Source organism: Collinsella aerofaciens, assembly GCF_015548375.1.
GTDB classification, from domain to species: Bacteria; Actinomycetota; Coriobacteriia; order Coriobacteriales; family Coriobacteriaceae; genus Collinsella; species Collinsella aerofaciens_AB.
The window spans coordinates 35,008-54,160 of sequence record NZ_JADMWW010000009.1; the positions used below are offsets into that span (position 1 = coordinate 35,008).

19 protein-coding genes are annotated in these 19,153 nt (G+C 61.0%); all 19 read left to right on the forward strand.

Annotation, left to right across the window (positions count from 1 at the left end):
* The first annotated feature begins 67 nt into the window (after nt 1–67).
* The 19 genes from I1969_RS05305 to ybeY all read left to right on the forward strand — a co-directional run bounded on the left by I1969_RS05305 (nt 68) and on the right by ybeY (nt 19,144).
* Nucleotides 68–835: a dihydroorotate dehydrogenase electron transfer subunit gene (locus tag I1969_RS05305; RefSeq protein ID WP_195233690.1), complete on the forward strand. Its 768-nt coding sequence runs from the start codon at nt 68–70 to the stop codon at nt 833–835.
* A gap of 14 nt (nt 836–849) precedes the next feature.
* Nucleotides 850–1,758, forward strand: a complete 909-nt coding sequence (locus I1969_RS05310; protein WP_006236128.1) for a dihydroorotate dehydrogenase — start codon at nt 850–852, stop codon at nt 1,756–1,758.
* Nucleotides 1,752–2,468 (forward strand): orotidine-5'-phosphate decarboxylase, encoded by a 717-nt coding sequence (gene pyrF, locus I1969_RS05315; RefSeq protein WP_195233596.1) that lies wholly within the window; start codon nt 1,752–1,754, stop codon nt 2,466–2,468. Before I1969_RS05310 ends, pyrF begins: the two co-directional genes overlap by 7 nt.
* A gap of 239 nt (nt 2,469–2,707) precedes the next feature.
* Nucleotides 2,708–3,016 (forward strand): integration host factor, actinobacterial type, encoded by a 309-nt coding sequence (mihF, locus tag I1969_RS05320; protein ID WP_006236130.1) that lies wholly within the window; start codon nt 2,708–2,710, stop codon nt 3,014–3,016.
* Nucleotides 3,017–3,586, forward strand: a complete 570-nt coding sequence (gmk, locus tag I1969_RS05325) for a guanylate kinase (RefSeq protein WP_006236131.1) — start codon at nt 3,017–3,019, stop codon at nt 3,584–3,586.
* 5 nt (nt 3,587–3,591) lie between these two features.
* On the forward strand, nt 3,592–3,873 hold the full coding sequence (locus I1969_RS05330) for a DNA-directed RNA polymerase subunit omega (protein ID WP_035138532.1): 282 nt from the start codon (nt 3,592–3,594) through the stop codon (nt 3,871–3,873).
* Complete coding sequence (thiI, locus tag I1969_RS05335) at nt 3,874–5,118, forward strand: tRNA uracil 4-sulfurtransferase ThiI (RefSeq protein ID WP_006235944.1); 1,245 nt, start codon at nt 3,874–3,876, stop codon at nt 5,116–5,118. It abuts the gene before it with no gap.
* A 213-nt stretch (nt 5,119–5,331) separates the two neighbouring features.
* Nucleotides 5,332–6,045 carry a helix-hairpin-helix domain-containing protein gene (locus tag I1969_RS05340; protein WP_195233599.1) on the forward strand — a complete coding sequence of 238 codons (714 nt, stop codon included), beginning with the start codon at nt 5,332–5,334 and terminating at the stop codon, nt 6,043–6,045.
* Nucleotides 6,042–8,345 (forward strand): DNA internalization-related competence protein ComEC/Rec2, encoded by a 2,304-nt coding sequence (locus I1969_RS05345; RefSeq protein ID WP_195233601.1) that lies wholly within the window; start codon nt 6,042–6,044, stop codon nt 8,343–8,345. The genes I1969_RS05340 and I1969_RS05345 overlap by 4 nt, the downstream gene beginning before the upstream one ends.
* A gap of 78 nt (nt 8,346–8,423) precedes the next feature.
* Nucleotides 8,424–9,389, forward strand: coding sequence for a DNA polymerase III subunit delta (gene holA, locus I1969_RS05350; RefSeq protein ID WP_195233603.1), 966 nt, complete (start codon nt 8,424–8,426; stop codon nt 9,387–9,389).
* 130 nt (nt 9,390–9,519) lie between these two features.
* Nucleotides 9,520–9,786: a 30S ribosomal protein S20 gene (rpsT, locus tag I1969_RS05355; protein WP_022094714.1), complete on the forward strand. Its 267-nt coding sequence runs from the start codon at nt 9,520–9,522 to the stop codon at nt 9,784–9,786.
* 96 nt (nt 9,787–9,882) lie between these two features.
* Nucleotides 9,883–11,694: a translation elongation factor 4 gene (gene lepA / locus I1969_RS05360; protein WP_117770326.1), complete on the forward strand. Its 1,812-nt coding sequence runs from the start codon at nt 9,883–9,885 to the stop codon at nt 11,692–11,694.
* Between the two features lie 4 nt (nt 11,695–11,698).
* On the forward strand, nt 11,699–12,742 hold the full coding sequence (gene dusB, locus I1969_RS05365) for a tRNA dihydrouridine synthase DusB (protein WP_195233605.1): 1,044 nt from the start codon (nt 11,699–11,701) through the stop codon (nt 12,740–12,742).
* Between the two features lie 2 nt (nt 12,743–12,744).
* Entirely contained in the window at nt 12,745–13,977 is a 1,233-nt protein-coding gene (gene hemW, locus I1969_RS05370) for a radical SAM family heme chaperone HemW (protein ID WP_195233615.1), read from the forward strand.
* A gap of 58 nt (nt 13,978–14,035) precedes the next feature.
* Nucleotides 14,036–15,139 (forward strand): DnaJ domain-containing protein, encoded by a 1,104-nt coding sequence (locus tag I1969_RS05375; RefSeq protein ID WP_195233623.1) that lies wholly within the window; start codon nt 14,036–14,038, stop codon nt 15,137–15,139.
* Nucleotides 15,140–15,220: 81 nt separating this feature from the next.
* A complete protein-coding gene (gene dnaJ / locus I1969_RS05380; protein ID WP_161161351.1) occupies nt 15,221–16,369 on the forward strand; it encodes a molecular chaperone DnaJ in 1,149 nt (382 codons plus the stop codon).
* Between the two features lie 9 nt (nt 16,370–16,378).
* Nucleotides 16,379–17,671, forward strand: a complete 1,293-nt coding sequence (locus I1969_RS05385) for a MiaB/RimO family radical SAM methylthiotransferase (protein WP_195233625.1) — start codon at nt 16,379–16,381, stop codon at nt 17,669–17,671.
* Complete coding sequence (locus I1969_RS05390) at nt 17,652–18,638, forward strand: PhoH family protein (RefSeq protein ID WP_195233627.1); 987 nt, start codon at nt 17,652–17,654, stop codon at nt 18,636–18,638. Before I1969_RS05385 ends, I1969_RS05390 begins: the two co-directional genes overlap by 20 nt.
* Complete coding sequence (gene ybeY, locus I1969_RS05395; RefSeq protein WP_195233636.1) at nt 18,635–19,144, forward strand: rRNA maturation RNase YbeY; 510 nt, start codon at nt 18,635–18,637, stop codon at nt 19,142–19,144. Before I1969_RS05390 ends, ybeY begins: the two co-directional genes overlap by 4 nt.
* The last annotated feature ends 9 nt before the right edge of the window (nt 19,145–19,153 follow it).

The window sequence follows — 19,153 nt, forward strand, 5'->3', positions numbered from 1 at the left end:
TATTCGTTTGGACCATGCAACCGCATGGGGGATTGGAGCGTCTATGCCCACACCTTCCACTGCACGCATGCACGACTTCGAGGTCGTCTCGAACCGGGAGATCGCCGACGGCATCTTCTCGCTCGTCATCTCGGCCCCCAAGCTTGCAAGTGCGCTCAAGCCCGGCCAGTTTGTGAACATTGCCGTGCCCGGCGATGCTTCCTCGCTGCTTCGCGTGCCCCTGAGCTTCTATCGCGCCGACGCCGAGGCCGGCACCGTCGAGCTGTGGTACGCCGTCGTGGGCGACGATACCCGTCGTTTGTCCCAGATGGGCCCTGGCTCCACCTCTAACCTGCTGGGCCCCGGTGGCCGTGGCTGGATGGTACCCGAGGGCACCAGGAAGGCCCTGCTCGTCGCCGGTGGCATCGGTGTTCCGCCCGTGCTGTGCCTTGCCGGCAAGCTTGCCGAGCAGGGTGTGGCCGTCGACGTGTGCCTGGGTTTTGGTACCGCTTCCAAGGCCGTGGGCATCGATGAGTTCCGCGCGTTGGGCGCCACGGTCAACGTTTGCACCGACGACGGCTTGCTCGGCACGCACGGTTTTTGCACCGATCCTGCCGCCGAGCTGCTCGGCGAGGGCGGCTACGACTACGTCGCCAGCTGCGGTCCCGCCGTCATGATGAAGAAGGTCGCCGCTGCTGCCGCCGAGGCCGGTGCGTACTGCGAGGTGTCCCTCGAGCGCATGATGAGCTGTGGCTTTGGCGCCTGCAACACCTGCAATGTCGAGACGGTCGACGGTATGAAGGGCGCTTGCATGTGCGGCCCCGTGTTCGATGCTTCCAAGGTGGTGGTCTTCTAGTGGGTACCGTGAACATGGCCGTCGATTTCGGCGGCGTCAAGATGCAGAACCCCATCAACACCGCAGCCGGTACTTTTGGCTACGGCTGGCAGTTCCAGAACTTCTTTGATGTTTCCCAGCTGGGCGCCATCACCACCAAGGGTTGCGCAGCCGAGCCCTGGCCCGGCAACCCCGCGCCCCGCATGGCCGAGATCCCCGGCGGTATGATCAACTCCGTGGGCCTTCAGAACCCCGGCGTGGCCGCCTTTGCCCGCGAGTCCGGCCCGTGGCTCGAGCAGCTCTCCAAGGACGGTTGCCAGGTCATCTGTCAGGTTGCCGGCCACTCCGTTGACGAGTTTGTGCGCGCGCTCGAGATGTATGTCGAGCTATGCCCCTGGGCTGCCGGCTACGAGATCAACGTGAGTTGCCCCAACATCGCCGCCGGCGGTGCCGCCATGGGCTCCACGCCCGAGGGCGCCTCTTCCGTTATGGCTGCCTGCCGCAAGGTGACCGATAAGCCGCTGTTCGTGAAGATGGCGCCGGTCAACGTCGCCGAGATCGCCAAGGCCCTCGAAGCCGCCGGCGCCGACGGCCTTTCGGTCATTAACTCCATCCAGGGCATGGCCATCGACGTCCATACCCGCAAGTCCCGCGTGGCAAAGCCCAAGGGCGGCCTTTCGGGCCCGCTGTGCCACCACATCGCCGTGCGCATGGTCTGGGAGGTCGCCCAGGCCGTCGATATCCCCATCAACGGTGTCGGCGGTGTCATGACCGGCGAGGATGCGGCCGAGTTTATCCTGGCCGGTGCCACCTGCGTGTCGGTCGGCATGGCCAACTTCGTCGATCCGTGCGCTTCGCTCAAGATCGCGCATGAGCTTGAGGCCTGGGCCGAGTCCCAGGGCGTAAAGGACATCAACGAGCTGGTAGGTGCTTTCGAATGCTAGAGACCGATGCCCGCGACCGCGTAATCGTCGCCCTCGACTGCGATCGTGAGCGTGCGCTCGAGCTCGCCCACGAGCTTTCGGGCCATGCCGCCTGGCTCAAGGTTGGTATGACGCTCTATTACGCTGAGGGCCCAGAGATCGTCAAGACCTTTAAGGACCTGGGCTTTAAGGTCTTCCTCGACCTTAAGTTCCATGATATTCCGCATCAGGTTCGCGGTGCCGCCCGTTCGGCCTCGCTTGCCGGTGCCGACCTGCTCTCGGTTCACGGCTTGGGTTCGGGCGCCATGCTCGCTGCCTGCCGCGAGGGTGCCGAGGAGGCGCGCGAGGATCGCGCCAAGCTCGTTGCCATCACCGTGCTCACGAGCATGAACCAGGATTCGCTGGCCGAAATCGGCGTTGAGTCGCCTGTGGCCGAGGAAGCCGCCCGTCTGGCAAAGCTTGCCCAGGCCAACGGCATCGACGGCATCGTGTGCTCGCCGATGGAGGCCCATGACATGCGCGAGTTGCTCGGCCCCGACGCGCTGATCGTGACTCCGGGCGTGCGTCCGGTGGGTGCCGCCCTTGGTGACCAGTCCCGTGTGGCGACGCCTTCCCAGGCTATCGAGCGCGGCGCGAGCCATATCGTGGTGGGCCGACCCATCACCGGTGCCGACGACCCTGTTGCCGCCTTTGACGCCATCGTCGCCGAGCTGGTCGAAAACGTCGCGTAAAAGATTCCCCTAAGTCACCACTTTTGGGTTTCATTAGCACAAAATAGCCCCTGTGCCTGCGTAAACTTTCCCATCCTTTGTGTGGAATCGCAGGTCAGGGGCTTAACTTTGGGCGCAGTATATTGCACTTTTTGCGGGTATCGTCTAACCTATGGAGCCGCGATTGGGCATTTTGTACGTTCTACGTGCTAAAATGCCAATTATTGAATCAGATATAACCCAACTATTTGGAGGTACGAATGGCACTCCCTCAGCTTACCGATGAGCAGCGCAAGCAGGCTCTTGAGAAGGCTGCTGCCGCACGTCACGCCCGCGCTGAGCTTCGTGAGCAGATCAAGAAGGGCGAGAAGTCCCTCGAGTCCGTGCTCAACTCCGATGACCCCATCGCTTCCCGCATGAAGGTTTCCACCCTCATCGAGTCTCTTCCTGGTTATGGCAAGGCCAAGGCCGCCAAGATCATGGAGGAGCTCGGTATCTCCGCTACCCGTCGCGTCCAGGGCCTCGGCGTCCGTCAGCGCGAGCAGCTCCTCGAGCAGCTGACCAAATAAGTGAGCGCTCAGGATTCCAAGCTCTTTGTGATTTCTGGACCGTCAGGCGCAGGGAAGGGTACGCTCGTCACTCGTGTGCGCGAGCGCCGCTCGAACCTGGGCCTGACGGTTTCGGCTACCACGCGAGCACCACGCAAAGGTGAGGTCGACGGCGTTAACTACTTTTTTCTGACGCGCGAGGAGTTCGACCGCCGCGTGGCAAACGGCGAGTTTGTTGAGTGGGCCGAGGTCCACGGTAACTGCTACGGCACGTTGGTGAGCGAGGTCACATCCAAGCTCGCCTCGGGCGCGTCTCTGATTTTGGAGATCGATGTCCAGGGCGCCCTGCAGGTGAAGGAGCGTTTCCCCGAGGCCGTGCTGATCTTTATCAAGCCGCCTTCGCTTGAGGTGCTCCGCGAGCGTCTAGTCGGTCGCGGTACCGAGACGCCCGAGACGATTGAGCTGCGTATGGCAAACGCCGCCGATGAGCTTGCCCTTGCCGACCGCTACGACGACGTCGTGGTAAATGACGATCTCGACCGCGCGACCGATGAGCTCGTTCGCGTTCTCGATATGCATGAAAGGATCTGAGGTCCGTGTCCGTTGTAAAGCCTTGCATTGACGATCTTCTGGAGAAGACCGATCACAACCGCTTCCTGCTCGCTTCGCTTGCCTCCAAGCGCGCCTGCGACATCAATAGCATGCTGCGTGGCCAGCACAACCGCGTGCTTGCCGTCCAGGATGTCGATGACATCACCATCGGGCTTTCCGGTGCCGACACCATCTCGATGGCTATGGACGAGATTGTCGACGGCGACATCTCTTACGACGAGGCCCGTTACGAGAAGGCGCTCGGCCACAAGGTTGCTGAAGCCTAAATGGCGGCTCGCGTCTGCCTGGTCCACTATCACGAGGTTGGACTGAAGGGTAAGAACCGCGCACATTTTGAGCATATCCTCATGGATAACATCAAGGCGGCCTTGGCCGCCTTTTCCGTGAATGCCGTGTCTCGAATTTCCGGTTATATCCTCGTGACCTTTAACGAGCATCAGGCCGACGAGGCGGCGCGTGTCATTCGCACCGTTCCCGGCGTTGCTCGTGTGTCTTTGGCGTATCACACCAATCGTGACCCTCAGGAGTACTGTGCCGCCGCCGTGAAGGCGCTGCGCGAGTTTGGTTCCTTCGATTCGTTTAAGGTGCACGCCAAGCGCTCCAATACCGACTATGAGCTCACCTCGATTGACATCAATCGTCAGGTGGGCGAGGTGCTGTGCGAGGCCTTCCCCGATAAAAAGGTTCAAATGCATGACCCCGATGCGATGGTGCACGTACTGGTGGTCCAGGGTAGCGTTTATGTGTACGCGCGCTCCGAGCGCGGCGTGGGCGGTCTGCCGGTGGGTTCTGCCGGCAAGGTCGTGACGCTGCTGTCGTCGGGTATTGATTCTCCGGTGGCGACCTGGATGCTCGCGCGTCGCGGCGCGGTGTGCGTGCCGGTACATTTCTCAGGTCGTCCGCAGACGCCCGACACGAGCGAGTATTTGGTGCAGGACATCATCCGTGCGCTTGAGCCGGGTGTCCAGATCGGCCGCCTGTACGTGGTGCCGTTTGGCGATTGCCAGCGTGAGATTTCGGTCACCTGTCCCAGCAACCTGCGCGTGATCATGTATCGCCGCATTATGTATTCGGTTGCCGAGCGCATTGCACACATCGAGGGCGCCAAGGCCATCGTGACGGGCGAATCGCTTGGACAGGTTGCCTCCCAAACGCTTGAGAATATCATGGCCGTTAACGAGGCCGTGAAGATCCCCGTGTTCCGTCCGCTCATCGGTTCGGACAAGCAGGAGATTATCGCGCGCGCCGAGGAGATTGGTACGTTCGATATCTCGACTGAGGCCGCTCCCGACTGCTGCACGCTGTTTATGCCGCGTCGTCCCGAGACGCACGCTAAACTCGATGCCGTGCATGAGGCCTGGGAGTTGTTCGATCACGAGGAGATGATCGAGCGCCTACTCAAGCAGACCGAGTACATCGACTTCGAAAGCAACACGTATAAGGCCCCTAAGACCTTAAAACGCAAACATTCGGAGCTTGCTCCGCGTGAGATTTACCAAGATCACGAGTAAATTTGTGCATAGACCGACGATGCTCTTGCATCGTCGGTCTTTTGCTATCTGGGCATTTTGCGGCTAAGTGTTCATTTGCTGACGTGTGTCTGAATAAATGGACAGATTTGTGCAAGGTTTTGGTCAGCTTTTGGTTTGACTGCGAAAACCGGTTTTGAAGCATGGCTGTTGCAGGGCTCTTTTCCTGACACGATGTTGTTGGGAGGTTTTGCTATGGCGCAGCGCGAACAACACGAACGGGTCAAAAAGATGGACCGCTGGGCGGGCAAGCTGCTCGGTCATAAGGCTGTGGTGGTGGCGATACTGGTCGTCATTGCGATGGCGAGCGGCTTGGCGATGGCGAACCTTAGCGGCGGTACTGGCGGCGTGTCGTTTGAGCGCACTGATGGTTCGGGCTCGTTAGTGGAGCCGGGATCCGGCGATGCCTCGAGCGGAAAGACATCCGAAGGCTCTTCGTCTAAGGCGTCTGCCGCGGCAGAGGTTTATGTCGATGTTGATGGTGCCGTTGTGTCGCCCGGTGTATATCGCGTCAAGGACGGCGCGCGGGTGGCTCAGGCGATAGATGCCGCCGGCGGGCTGGCGCCCGAGGCAGACGTTACGGGGCTCAATCGGGCATCCAAGGTCGTCGATGGGCAGAAGATTCACGTTCCAACGGTGGGGGAGCAGCAGGCGTCCATTGCGGAAGCCGGTGTTGATGGTGGGGCTTCCGCATCATTGGGCGTGAGTGGCGCAACGGGCCTAGTCAACATCAATACGGCAAGCGCGGCAGAGCTGCAAACGCTCTCGGGCATCGGTCCCTCCATGGCACAGTCGATTATCGATGAGCGGACAAAGAACGGTGCTTTTGCCTCGGTTGACGATCTGATGCGTGTGTCGGGAATCGGCGAGAAGAAGCTTGCCAAAATCAAAGATTGCATCTGCGTATGAGTGCGACCGAGCGCGAACATGTGATGCCTCCGCGGCCCCTGATGCCGTGGACGATGGCCCTGTGTGCCGGCATGTGCATGAGCTGCGCCTTGGTGCTCAACGTGGCCGCCGATGCGCTGCTGTGGGAGCGGGCTTCGGCGGTCGGGCCGCTTTGGGCCATCCCCGTTGCGGCGGCGGTATTCGTTGTGCTGGCTCAATCTTGTGCGTGGCTTGCCCCTTGGAAGCGGTGGCTGTATGCCGCGTCCGTCGGTCTTGTGGCGGGAGCGGTCGTCTCGGCCTGGTGGGCTGTGGGCGCGCTAAGCGCCTCGAAGGCGCTCGACGGTCGAGCGGCAAGCAGCCTTGAGTTTGTCGTGCAGGGTGATCCATCCATAAACGACGACGTGTTTTCCTATACCTGCGAGGCACGCGCGGACGGTAAGAACTTGGCAATGGTTCGCCTATCGTGCGACCTCGAGCTCAAGGTCGGGGCGCACGTGCGTGTTATCGGTCGCGTTTCACGTTTTGAGAACGATGCGTATGGACGATCGCGCGTGCTCCGAGGTGAGGTGCGCAAGGTTAAAGTCGTTCGGATTTTGTCGGTCGATGAGGACTCTCCGGGACCGCTTCTTCGGATGCGAAATGGGCTGCTTGCGTCCATCGCGCCTGCGACCGACCCGGCGCGTGCACTCATAGCCGGTGTCGCCTGCGGTCGTTCGGCCGAGCTGCGCGCCCAGCCGACGGGCGACTGGTTTTCGGTGACGGGAACGGCGCATCTTATCGCCGTCTCGGGCAGCCATTTGGCTATCGTGGGGTTTGTAATCGAGGGTGTATTGCAAAAGACTCGGTGCTCACGTGGTCTTCAGCGGGCGATATTGGCGATAACGCTTGTGGGCTACGTTGCCTTTACGGGCGCGTCTCCCTCGGCCGTGCGCGCGTGCTGCATGGTGTTCGCGACGCTTGTCGTAAACGGCGCGGGGCGTCGCCGGCACGGAATTTCGGCACTCTTCGTAACCATGTCCATCTTTGTGCTGCTGCGGCCGACGGTTCTGTTCGAGATGGGATTTCAGCTTTCATGTGCCAGCGTCTTAGCCATTCTGTGCTTTTGCCCCTATGCGACCTACGCTTTGGGTGAGCTTAGTGTTCCGTCGGGCGTTGCCGGCATGCTTTCCGTCACGCTGTGCTCGCAACTGGCGACACTTCCCATTACCATTCCTGCCTTTGGTACGTTCTCGCTCATTGCTCCGCTGGCAAATGCGGTCCTCGGTCCGGTGGTGAGCGTACTGCTCGTCGTGTCCATCGTGCTGGTTCCCTTTTCGCTCGTGGGACCGTTGCGGACTTGGGCGCTCGTTGTGCCCATGATTGCCGCCCGTTGCGCGCTGTTTTTCGAGCAGCTGTTTGCCGCCGTGCCGGGTGCATCCGTGAGTGTGCCGCCCGATAGCAAGTGGATTTACCTAGTGCCGTGTTTGCTGGCGGTTCTGCTTGTCCGGTGGCCGCGTCCCCGTGCACGTCCTATGGCGGTGGGGCTTGCATGCCTGGTGCTCTTGGCTGCGATTCCGTACGCCTACTGGGATCGATTCGCTCCGCCTTCGGTGACGGTGCTCGATGTGGGCCAGGCCGATGCGATTCTTATTCGCCAGGGCGGCGCAGTGGCGCTCGTCGACTGCGGGCTCGACGAGCGCGTGGTGGCGGCGTTGGTTCGCAATAACGTGCACCATATCGATGCCGTCTTTGTGACGCATTGGGATGAGGACCACTGGGGTGGTCTGCCTGCCGTGCTCGAACAGTTTTCGGTCGGAACGATTGCCGTGGCGGCGGATGCGCTGGAGGATGCTCCTGCCGAGGTATTGAACCGACCTGGCGTGGAGTATCGGCAGGTGTGCCGTGGGGATACGGTCGACATCGGCTCTTTTTGCGCCCGCGTGGTGTGGCCATTCGAGTCCGTGGATGGCGAGGGAAATGAGGACTCGCTTGTCCTGTTGCTCTCTTATGTTCAGGAAGGCAAGGGCCTGCGCATACTCCTCACCGGTGATGCCGAGCTTGACCAAGAACGGGAATTCGTGCAGGAGGTGGGGGATATCGATGTCCTTAAACTTGGGCATCACGGCTCTAAGGTTTCAGTTGATGGTGAGTTGCTGGACGTCCTGAAGCCCGAGCTTTCCCTCGCGAGCGCGGGCGAGGGGAATCGATACGGCCATCCGTCCGATGCCTGCATCGATGCCGTTAAGGAAGCGGGCGGCGTGTTCGCGTGCACCATCGAACACGGCGATATCACCATCACGCCGACTGCGAATGGCTTTGCGATGCGATGCCAGCGACCGTGACGACGTCGTTGGCGTGTGGTGGGCCCCTGGGCTAGAATGGCACGGAACGAATACGAAGGCCTGCGGGAGGGGAGCGCAATGTCCGAAACCGGTCTGCTGCCGGCATATCTGATTGTCGGTACCGACGGAGTCAAGCGCGATCACGCCGTCTCGCGTATGAAAGCGCGTCTGGAAAAGTCGGGCATGGTCGAGTTCAACCTCGACGAGCGCGACATGACCAAGGACCCCGAGATCGAGTCCATTATCGGATCGCTTAACACCTTTCCGATGGGCAGCGAGTTTCGCCTGGTAATCCTTGATGGCTGCTCAAAGCTCGCCAAGGCGGTCTCGGAGCCGCTTGTCGAGTATCTGGCGAGTCCCAGCCCCACAACGGTTTGCCTTATAATCGCCGATTCGCTTGCCAAGAACACGCGCCTGTACAAGGCGATCGCCAAGATTGACAAGAAGGCCGTGATCGACTGTTCAGGCACTAAGCGCTGGGAGCTGCCGCGTCGCGTGCAGCAGATGGCGACGCAGCACGGAAAGTCCATCTCGACGGCGGCTGCCGAGGAGCTCGTTTCGCGCTCGGGCGAGAACACCCGCATGCTCGATAACGACTTGGCTAAGCTTGTCCAGATGGTCGAGGCGCCCCAGATTGAGCTTGCCGACGTTGAGCGCTGGATTGTACGTACGGCTGAGGTTCAACCCTGGGACTTTCTCAATGCGGTCTCGGCACGTGACATGCGCCGCTCGCTCGAGCTCTTCAATCTACTGCCCTCCAAGAGCTACGTGTGGACTTATACATTGCTGTGCGGCCGCATTCGCGAACTGATCGTTGCCAAGGCGCTCGATGCGCGCGGGCAGGGGCGTGAGCTCGCTGCGACGCTCAAGCTCCAGTCCTGGCAGGTCAAGAATCACCTGACCTGGGCACGTCGCTTTTCGATGGCAGAGCTCGTCGCAGCGCTCGAGGGGGCAGTCGATGTGGAGCTCGCGCTCAAGGGTTCGGCCGATTCTCAGACCGCGCTTTTGCTCTGGATTACGAACATCTTGAGAAAATCGTGTTGATACCTGCCTATTTGACAAATTCGTTCTATCCCTTTGAGGGGGAGCGTGCTATAGTAGGCGCTTGCATGACCTCACCGTGTCTCAGAGGTGTCATACATTTTTTGCAAGGAACTCGAAAGGAACTCCAGAAGTGGCAAACATCAAGTCTCAGAAGAAGCGTATCCGCACCAATGAGGCAGCTCGCATGCGTAACAAGGCTGTCAAGTCCGAGCTCAAGACGCTGACCAAGCACGTCCAGTCCGCCGTCGCCGAGGGCGACGCCGAGAAAGCCCAGGCTGCCCTCAAGACCGTCACCAAGCGTCTCGACATGGCTGCCGCCAAGCATGTTATCCACAAGAACCAGGCTTCCAACCGCAAGTCCGGTCTTGCCAAGCTCGTGAACAGCATCAACGCCTAAGTTGTAAATTTCACACCACACAGATTACGCGCATAAATGGAGCCTGTTTTATGGAACAGGCTCCATTTTTTGTACCGCTCGGGTAAGATAGTCCGCATGAATACTTCAATTGACATTTCCCACATCCGCAACTTCTCAATCGTTGCGCACATCGACCATGGCAAGTCCACGATCAGCGATCGCATCCTCGAGCTCACCCATACCGTCGACGAACGCGACATGGAGTCGCAGCTGCTCGACACCATGGATATCGAGCGCGAGCGCGGCATCACGATCAAGTCCAATGCCGTTCGCGTGTCCTATGACGCCGACGATGGCGAGACGTATCAGTTCAATCTGATCGATACGCCGGGCCACGTGGACTTTACCTATGAGGTCTCGCGCTCGCTGGCAGCCTGTGAGGGCGCGGTGCTCGTCGTCGACGCCACGCAGGGCGTCGAGGCGCAGACCGTCTCTAACGCGACGCTCGCCATGAACGCCAATCTGGACATTGTGCCGGCCATCAACAAGATCGACCTGCCCTCGGCTCATCCCGATGAGGTTAAGACCGAGATCGAGGATGACCTGGCGATCCCTGCCGATGATGCCGTGTGTGTCTCGGGCAAGACCGGCGAGGGCATCCACGATCTGCTGGAGTCCATTGTCTTTCTGATCTCTCCGCCCAAGGGCGATGCGAATGCGCCGCTCAAGGCACTCATTCTGGATTCATACTTCGACGAGTATCGTGGCGTCGTCGCCACGGTGCGCATCTTTGACGGCTCCATCAAAAAGGGCGATACCTTGCGCATGATGCAGGCAAAGGGCGACTTTTTGGTCGATGGCGTGGGCGTCAAGCGTCCCGCCGAGACGCCGGTCGACGCGCTGACGGTCGGCGAGGTCGGATACGTGGTCACGGGCCTGAAGGACCCCGAGGCCGTTCGCGTGGGCGACACCCTTACCTGGGCGTCGAACCCCTGCCCCGAGCCGCTTCCCGGCTACCGCGAGGCTAAGCCCATGGTCTATACGGGCCTGTTCCCGATCGATAACAAGGACTACGAGAACCTGCGTGACGCGCTCGATAAGCTGCACGTCAACGACCCGTCGTTGGTGTGGGAGCCCGAGACCTCGGTGGCGCTCGGCTTTGGCTTCCGCGTGGGCTTCTTGGGCCTGCTGCATATGGAGGTCGTCAAGGAGCGCCTGGAGCGTGAGTTCAATCTTGACCTCATTGCCACGAGCCCCTCGGTGGACTATCACGTCTACAAGACCGACGGCGAAATGATCGATGTCCGCAGTCCGCAGGACCTTCCCGAGGCCACGCGCATCGAGCGTATCGAGGAGCCCTACCTTAAGGCAAAGATCATCTGCCCGCCCGAGTATACGGGTGCCGTCATGCAGCTCGCTATCGAGCACCGCGGCATTACTACCGACATGATCCATCTCACGAGCAAATCGGTCGAGATGCGCTTTGATATGCCGCTCGCCGAGCTCATCTTGGACTTCTTTGACCAGCTCAAGAGTCGTACAAAGGGCTATGCCTCGCTCGACTACGAGTTCAACGAGTACCGTCCCTCTGAGCTCGTTAAGCTTGATATTTTGCTTTCGGGCGACGAGGTGGACGCGCTGTCGTTTATCGTCCATAAGGACAAGGCCTATGGCCTGGCCCGTGGTCTGTGCGACAAACTTAAGGAGATCATCCCGCGTCAGCTGTTCGAGGTGCCCATCCAGGGTGCTATCGGCAACAAGATCATCGCCCGTTCTACCGTCAAAGCGCGTCGCAAGGACGTTCTTGCTAAGTGCTACGGCGGCGATATCTCGCGTAAGCGCAAGCTGCTCGAGAAGCAGAAAGAGGGCAAGAAGCGCATGAAGGCCATCGGCTCGGTCGAGGTCCCGCAGGAGGCCTTTATGGCGATCCTCAAGGTGGACGAGTAGGTCTATGGCGCTTTCCGAATACAGCAAGCGGCTGCTGGGCGCCTATGCCGAGCAGCCGTTCCTTATGGCTCCCATGGCGGGCGTAACCGATCCCGCTTATCGCATCATGTGCCGCCGCCGCGGTGCCAATCTCGCCTATAGCGAGATGGTGAGCGTGGCGGGCCTTGCCTATGCCAGCAACAAGACCTGGCGCCTGGTGCTACCGGCCGACGAGGAGCAGCAGATTTGCGTGCAGCTCTTTGGCTCCAAGCCCGAGCAGTTTGCGAGTGCCGTCGCCGCCGTCGAGGAGCGTGTGGGCGATCGCCTGTCATTGATTGATATCAACATGGCCTGTCCGGCTCGCAAGGTCGTTACTAAGGGCGAAGGCTCGGCGCTTATGCGCACGCCCGACCTGGCCGAGAAGATTGTCGAGGCAGCGGTGGGCGCGGCGCATGTTCCCGTGACCGTGAAGATCCGCAAGGGTTTTTATGCCGAGGACCGCAACGCCGCAACGTTTGCCCAGATGCTTGAAGGGGCGGGCGCCTCTGCAGTTGCCGTGCACGGTCGTTGTGCCACGCAGCTCTATACGGGCCAGGCCGATTGGTCTGTCGTCGATGAGGTTGCCGACGCCGTCGAGATTCCCGTGATTGGTTCGGGTGATGTGTTCTCGGCCGAGGACGCTGCTGAGCATCTGCGCAGTTCTGGTGCCAGCGCGGTGTTTATCGCGCGCGGCATCTACGGCAATCCGTGGGTGTTCGGTGATGCTCGCGCCCTTGCGCTCGATGGCATGCCGGTGCCGGCGCGCAGCTCCGTTGAGCGCCTAGACGCCCTGCGTGAGCACCTAACGCTGACGCATGAGCTCCTGCCGCTCATGTCGCGTGCCCGTACGTACGCAAGCTGGTACTTAAAAGGCATGCCCCATGCCGCCGCTTGGCGTGCTCATGTGGTGCGCTGCTCCACGTACGAGGAGTTCATGGCGCTGGTCGATGAGATCGAGCGCGATGTGGTGGCCTGCGAGGCTGCCCTTGCCGCCGGCGAATCGGTGCCCCCTCATCCGCTGGGGGCTTAAGGGTGGCCGTTACCGCGCTGTATGCGCACGTGCCGTTTTGCGCCCAAAAGTGCCGGTACTGCGACTTTGACTCACGCAGTTTTGCTCCGTGCGACCTGAGCGCTGCGCTCGATTTCTATTTTGAGCAGTTGTTCGCGCGTCTCGATGCTTTTGGCAAGGCTGGGGCCCTTGACCAGATCCGCACCGTCTATGTTGGCGGCGGTACGCCGTCGCTGGCGGGGGAGCGCCTGGTGGAGCTTGTGCGGCGTATTCGTGCGTGGTGCGCCCCCGTTGAGTTTACCTGCGAGGCCAATCCCGAGTCGCTGACCGCCGAGCTTGCCGCTGCGCTTGCCAAGGTTGGTGTCACACGCGTCTCTCTGGGCGTGCAAACGCTCGATAACACCGAACTTACTGCCATCGGCCGTATTCACGATGCCGATCGGGCGCTCGCCGCCATCGCGACGGTCAAGAACGCTGGGCTTGACGTGTCGTGCGACCTTATGTGCGGACTTCCCGGGCAGACCGCAGCGAGTTGGAAGCACACGCTCGATGGCGTGCTGGCGGCGGCTCCGCATCATGTGTCGGTCTACCCGCTTACGCTTGAGGAGGGGACGCCCCTTTATCGCATGGCGTGCCGCGACGAGTCGGTCGAGCCCGACGAGGATTTTCAAGCTTCGTGCATGGATGTGGCGCGTGAGCGTCTGGGTGCGGCCGGCTATCACCCGTATGAGGTGGCAAGCTATGCGCTCGACGGCCATGAGTGCGCCCATAACATTGCCTACTGGACCGGACGGGGCTACCTGGGCCTGGGTCGTTCTGCCGCGGGCATGCTCGACGCCGGGGATTTCGACCGTCTTGCAGGTTTGTTCCCCGGTGTTTCTTCTCGAGGCGTTGCGTACCGCGTGCGTCTGGTGCAACGTGACGATGACGCGACGGCGTTCGAGACTGAATATCTGTCGCAGCGTGAGGCTGCGGCTGAAGACCTGATGCTCGCTTGTCGCATGACGCGCGGTATTGCGTCCGATCTGTTGGTTCGTGCAGCTTGCGTCATCCCAACGGGCGAGCTGGCAGCTGCCTGCGATCGCGCGCTCGAATTGGGTCTTGCCACTTGGGTGCCCGAGACGCTCGGAGTCCATGAGGGACCCTTCACTTCGGCAGACGTCCTCGCGGGCCATGTCCGAGCTCGTCTGGCGCCGACACACCTGGGCTGGCTCGATGGAAATGTTCTGTTCGAGCTGTTTTGGGATCTAGCTTAGGCCGCTCGGGTAGAATTACCGGAATATATACGCTGCTGTGAGCAGGAGGTTGGCGCGCATGGCGACGATGAACGAAAAAGATTACTACGAGATTTTGGGTGTCTCCAAGGACGCCACCTCGCGTGATATTCAAAAGGCCTTCCAGCAAAAGGCCCGCAAGCTCCATCCGGACGTCAACAAAGAGCCGGATGCCGAGGAAAAGTTTAAAGAGGTTTCCGAGGCCTACGCCGTGCTTTCGGACGAGCAGAAGCGTTCGCGCTACGACGCCATGCGTTCGGGCAACCCCTTCGCCGGCGCTCCTACGGCTTCGCCCTATGGCGGCGGCTACGCCGGCAGCGCGGGCTATGGCAATCCCTTTGAGGGCGGTTTTCCCTTTGGTGGCGCCTGGGGCCAGCCGCGTCGCGGGCAGGCTGCCTACAATCCCGAGAACGGCGCCAACGTGGTCGTTGATATCAAACTCGACGCCAAGGAGGCCAAGGGCGGTGCCCGCAAGACCGTCCGCTACACGCGCTTCGATACCTGCGGTCACTGCGGCGGCTCGGGTTCTGTCTCCTCCGAGCATGCCCATACCTGCCCAAGCTGTGGCGGCCGCGGTCACATCGACGTCGACCTGTCCTTCCTGTTTGGTGCGGGCACGTTCCAGTCGGTCTGCCCCGAGTGCGGCGGTTCCGGTAAGGTCGTGGCAGACCCCTGCCCTGATTGCGGTGGCAGCGGTCGTACTCGCGTAACCTCCGAGCAGACGATTGAGTTTCCTGCCGGCACGCACGATGGCGACGAGGTCCGCATTAGCGGCATGGGTCATGCTGGCACCAACGGTGCCGCGGGCGGCGACCTGGTCGGCCGCGCCCATGTTGAGGCCGAGCGCTTGGAAGGCAAAGCTCGTACCGGTTTTTACCTGATGGGCATCGTGGCGCCGTTTTTGGTACTCTCGGCCATTTCGGGCGTGTTCTCGGCCTTTGCCGTGATGTGCTTTATTCCGTTTACCATGGGCCTGTTCATGGTGCTTTCGGACGGCGTGCTTCATCGCAGTCTGCTGTGGTGGAAGCGCGGCGCGATGCAGTTTGCCAACGGTTTTGCCAACGGCTTCATGTTCGCGCTCGTGTCGGTTTGGTTCGCGAGCTGCTCGCAACGGGCCATGCTTTCGCCGTACCAAATGCAATAACATCAAACCCTCTGTTTGCGGTCGGCCCAGCTTGGGTATAGGACGCACTGTGACAATAATGAAAGTCGGAAGGATTCGGTCGTGTCGGAAAATAGGGATTACTACGAGGTGCTTGGCGTCGACAGGGATGCCGACGCGCGGACGATCAAGCGTGCGTTTCTAAAGAAGGCCCGTACCGTACATCCGGATGTTTCGGACGACCCCGAGGCCGAGGCCAAGTTCAAGGAGCTCAACGAGGCCTATTCCGTTCTTTCCGATGAGCAGAAGCGTGCTAACTACGACCGTTACGGCACTGCCGACGGCCCTGGTGGTTCGGGCTACGTCGATATCAACGATATCTTTGGTGGCATGGGCATGGACGACTTGTTCTCCTCGTTCTTTGGCGGCGGTGCCGGCGGTGGCGCCCGCAACCGTCGTGAGCGTCGTCGCGGTCGCGACATGGCCATCTCGCTTTCGGTGACGCTCGAGGAGGCGGCGCTCGGCTGCAAAAAGACGATCAGCTATGACCGCCTTGCTCCTTGCGAGGACTGCAATGGCACCGGTAGGGCAGAGGGCGCACAGGAAAAGCAGTGCGGCCGCTGTCACGGTACAGGCTACGTCACGACGGTCCAGCGCTCGTTCCTGGGCCAGGTTCAGTCTTCCTCGCCTTGCCCCGACTGCCATGGCGAGGGCACGGTTATCGACCATCCCTGCGAGACCTGCGACGGTCAGGGCCGCACGCCTTCGCATGAAAAGATCGACATCGATATTCCCGCCGGCGTTTCGACCGGTCGCCAGCTGCGCGTGAGCGGCTTTGGCGAGGCCGGCCTTCGCGGCGAGCCCTCGGGTGACCTGATTGTCAACGTGCGCGTTGCCGACCATGAGCGCTTTAAGCGCAACGGTGACGACCTGTACCTGGTGAGCGATATCTCGATTGCGCAGGCTGCGCTCGGCTGCGAGATTGAGGTCGAGGGCATTATGCCCGACGAGGTCGTTAAGGTGACGGTTCCCGCCGGCGCCCAGTACGGCGACACCGTGAACGTCAATAATTACGGCATGCCGCGCATTGGCGGTGGCGGTTCGCGTGGCCGCCTGATCGTGCAACTGCGCGTGGTCGTTCCCACCAATCTTTCCAATAAGCAGCGCGAGCTGCTCCGTGCTTTTGCCGATGATATGGGCGATGACGTCGCTTCCGGTAAGAAGTCGGTGACCGACCGTATCAAGAGTGCCCTCGACGATATCCTCGATTAAGGAGCCCGCGTGCTCGCACCCCATATTTCCGTCGTCAACCTCGGCTGCCGTGTCAACCGGGTTGAGTCCGACCGTATCACTGCCGATCTTATGCGCCTGGGCTTTGCTATGGTGGAGCCCCAGGATGCCGATTTGATCGTCATTAACACCTGTGCCGTTACGGGCGAGGCCGAGGCCAAGACCCGTAAGGCCGTTCGTCATGCGCTGTCCCATCCAAACGAGCCCTATGTGCTCGTGACCGGTTGCGTGGTCAATTTGCATCCTGAGGAGTTGTTGGAGCTTTCGGATCGCGTGATCGCCGAACCGTCCAAGATCGATGTCGCCGAACGTGTCTGTGAGGTGCTGGGCGTTGAGTCCGATAGCGTTCCCGCCTGCAGCGATGGCGAGGTGGTCGATGCGCTCGGTCGCTCTCGCCTGGGCGTGAAGATTCAGGACGGCTGCAACCACCGCTGCACCTATTGCATTGTGTGGAAGGCACGTGGCCCCGAGCGCTCCGCGCCCGTCGAGTCCGTGCTCGAGCAAGTTCGCGAGGCCCAGGAGGCCGGCGTGCCCGAGGTGGTGCTGACCGGTGTGAACCTGGGTGCCTACGATGGCAAGAGCGCGACCGACGAGCATGTCGAAATCGATGAGCTGCTCGAGGCCATCATGGAGCGCACGTCTATTCCGCATGTGCGCATTTCCTCGGTCGAGCCCATGGATATCTCTGAGCGCCTGCTTAAGGTTATGGCGCGCTATCCGCAGCGTATCGCCCCGTTTTTGCACCTGCCCGTGCAGTCCGGCTGCACGGCGACCCTGCATCGCATGGGCCGTCCCTATAGCGCCGAGGCCTTTGAGGACACGGTGCGCATGATTCGTGCCAACTTGCCCCAGGTGTCTCTTTCGTGCGATGTCATCGTCGGTTTTCCTGGTGAGACGGACGAGGAGTTCGAGGAGTCGCTGGCGCTGTGCCGTCGTGTGGGTTTCTCGCGTATGCACGTGTTCCGCTATAGCAAGCGTCCCGGTACCCTTGCTGCCGATATGCCCGACCAGGTGCCGCCCGAGGTTATGGCTGAGCGCAGCCGCCGTATGCGGGCCGCGGCACAGGAGCTCGCTATTGCCGACGCTCGTCGTCGCGTGGGCACAGTCGAGCGTGCCGTGCTCGAGTATGGTGACAACCTGACGCTCGGCTCGTTCCATCATGCCCGTCTTGACGATACCTGTGGACTTTCAGCCCCGTGCCTGCTCGATGTTGCTATCATCGGAGTCGATGATTCCGGCTTGGTCCATGCGCGCAGGGAGGTTCATGGAAGCCTCGAAGATTAGACTTACCGTTCCCGAGGGAATCGACCCCTCGCGCGTTTTGGGCGCCGGCGACGGCGTCCTTCGTGCACTCGAGAACTTGGTGCGCGCCCATGTGGTCGCCCGTGGCGATAGCATCGCCGTGAGCGGTGACCCGGATGAGGTCGAACTCGTGGCGCGTTTTTTCGAACATGCCTTTCGTGAGGCTGCTGCCGGGCGCACGCTTTCTGCCGACGATGTCTCGCGCTGTCTGGCCGTTCTGCGCGACGGTGAGCACGAGGCTACGTCGCTTCGCGATGACGTGCTGCTTTCGTATCGCGGTCGTGCCATTCGCCCCAAAACGCTCGGCCAAAAGCGCTACGTGGATGCCATTCGCTCGCATACCATCACGTTTGGACTGGGTCCTGCCGGCACCGGTAAGACTTATCTGGCCATGGCGCTCGCCGTTGTCGCGCTTAAGCGTCACGAGGTGGGCCGTCTGATCTTGACGCGTCCGGTTGTCGAGGCGGGGGAGAACCTGGGCTTTTTACCCGGTACCCTCGAGGAAAAGATCGATCCCTACATGCGTCCGCTCTACGACGCCCTTTTTGACATGATGGATCGCGAGCGCACCGATGAGCTTATGGACCGCGGCGTGATCGAGATCGCCCCGCTTGCCTATATGCGCGGCCGCACGCTGAGCGATGCCTTCGTGGTGCTCGACGAGGCGCAAAATACCACGCCTGAGCAGATGAAGATGTTTCTGACGCGCTTGGGTTTTAACTCCAAGTTCGTGATTACCGGCGACCTGAGCCAGCGCGACCTGGTGGGTCGTCGTGGCGGTCTTGCCGACGTTGAGCAGATTTTGGGCCGTGTCGACGATGTCGCATTTTCGCACCTCGAGCGTGCCGACGTGGTGCGCCATGCCTTGGTGGGACGTATCGTCGAGGCATACGACACTTATGATGATGTGCGCGAGAAACGCGTACGTGACCGAAAGGAGTCCCGTTGAGTGTATTGATCAGCAACGATGCCGAACTCGATACGCTGCTTGACGCGCAGGAGGTGGAGCACATCTGCGAGGTTGTGCTTGCCGCCGAGGGCGTTGAACGTGAAGTCGAGATTTCCCTTTCGTATGTCGACGAGGACGAGATGCATGAGCTCAACCACGAGTGGCGCGGTATCGACCGCACCACCGATGTGCTCTCGTTTGAGTGCGACTCGGCCTTTGACGATGACATTCCCGTCGATGAGACGCTCGAGCTCGGCGATATTATCTTGGCCCCGCAGGTCATTGCCCGTCAGGCCCCCGGCTTTGGCAATAGCCCTGCTGACGAGTGCCGTCTGATGCTCGTACACGGCATGCTGCACCTGCTGGGCTATGACCACATCGAGGACGACGAGGCCGAGGTCATGGAGGCCCGCGAGGACGCCATCCTGCGCGATTTGGCGCTCGAGCGCGGCGAGGACCCCAAGCTAGTCCACGTCGGCCCCATCACCAACCACGCCCACGACTAGGAGCCGTCT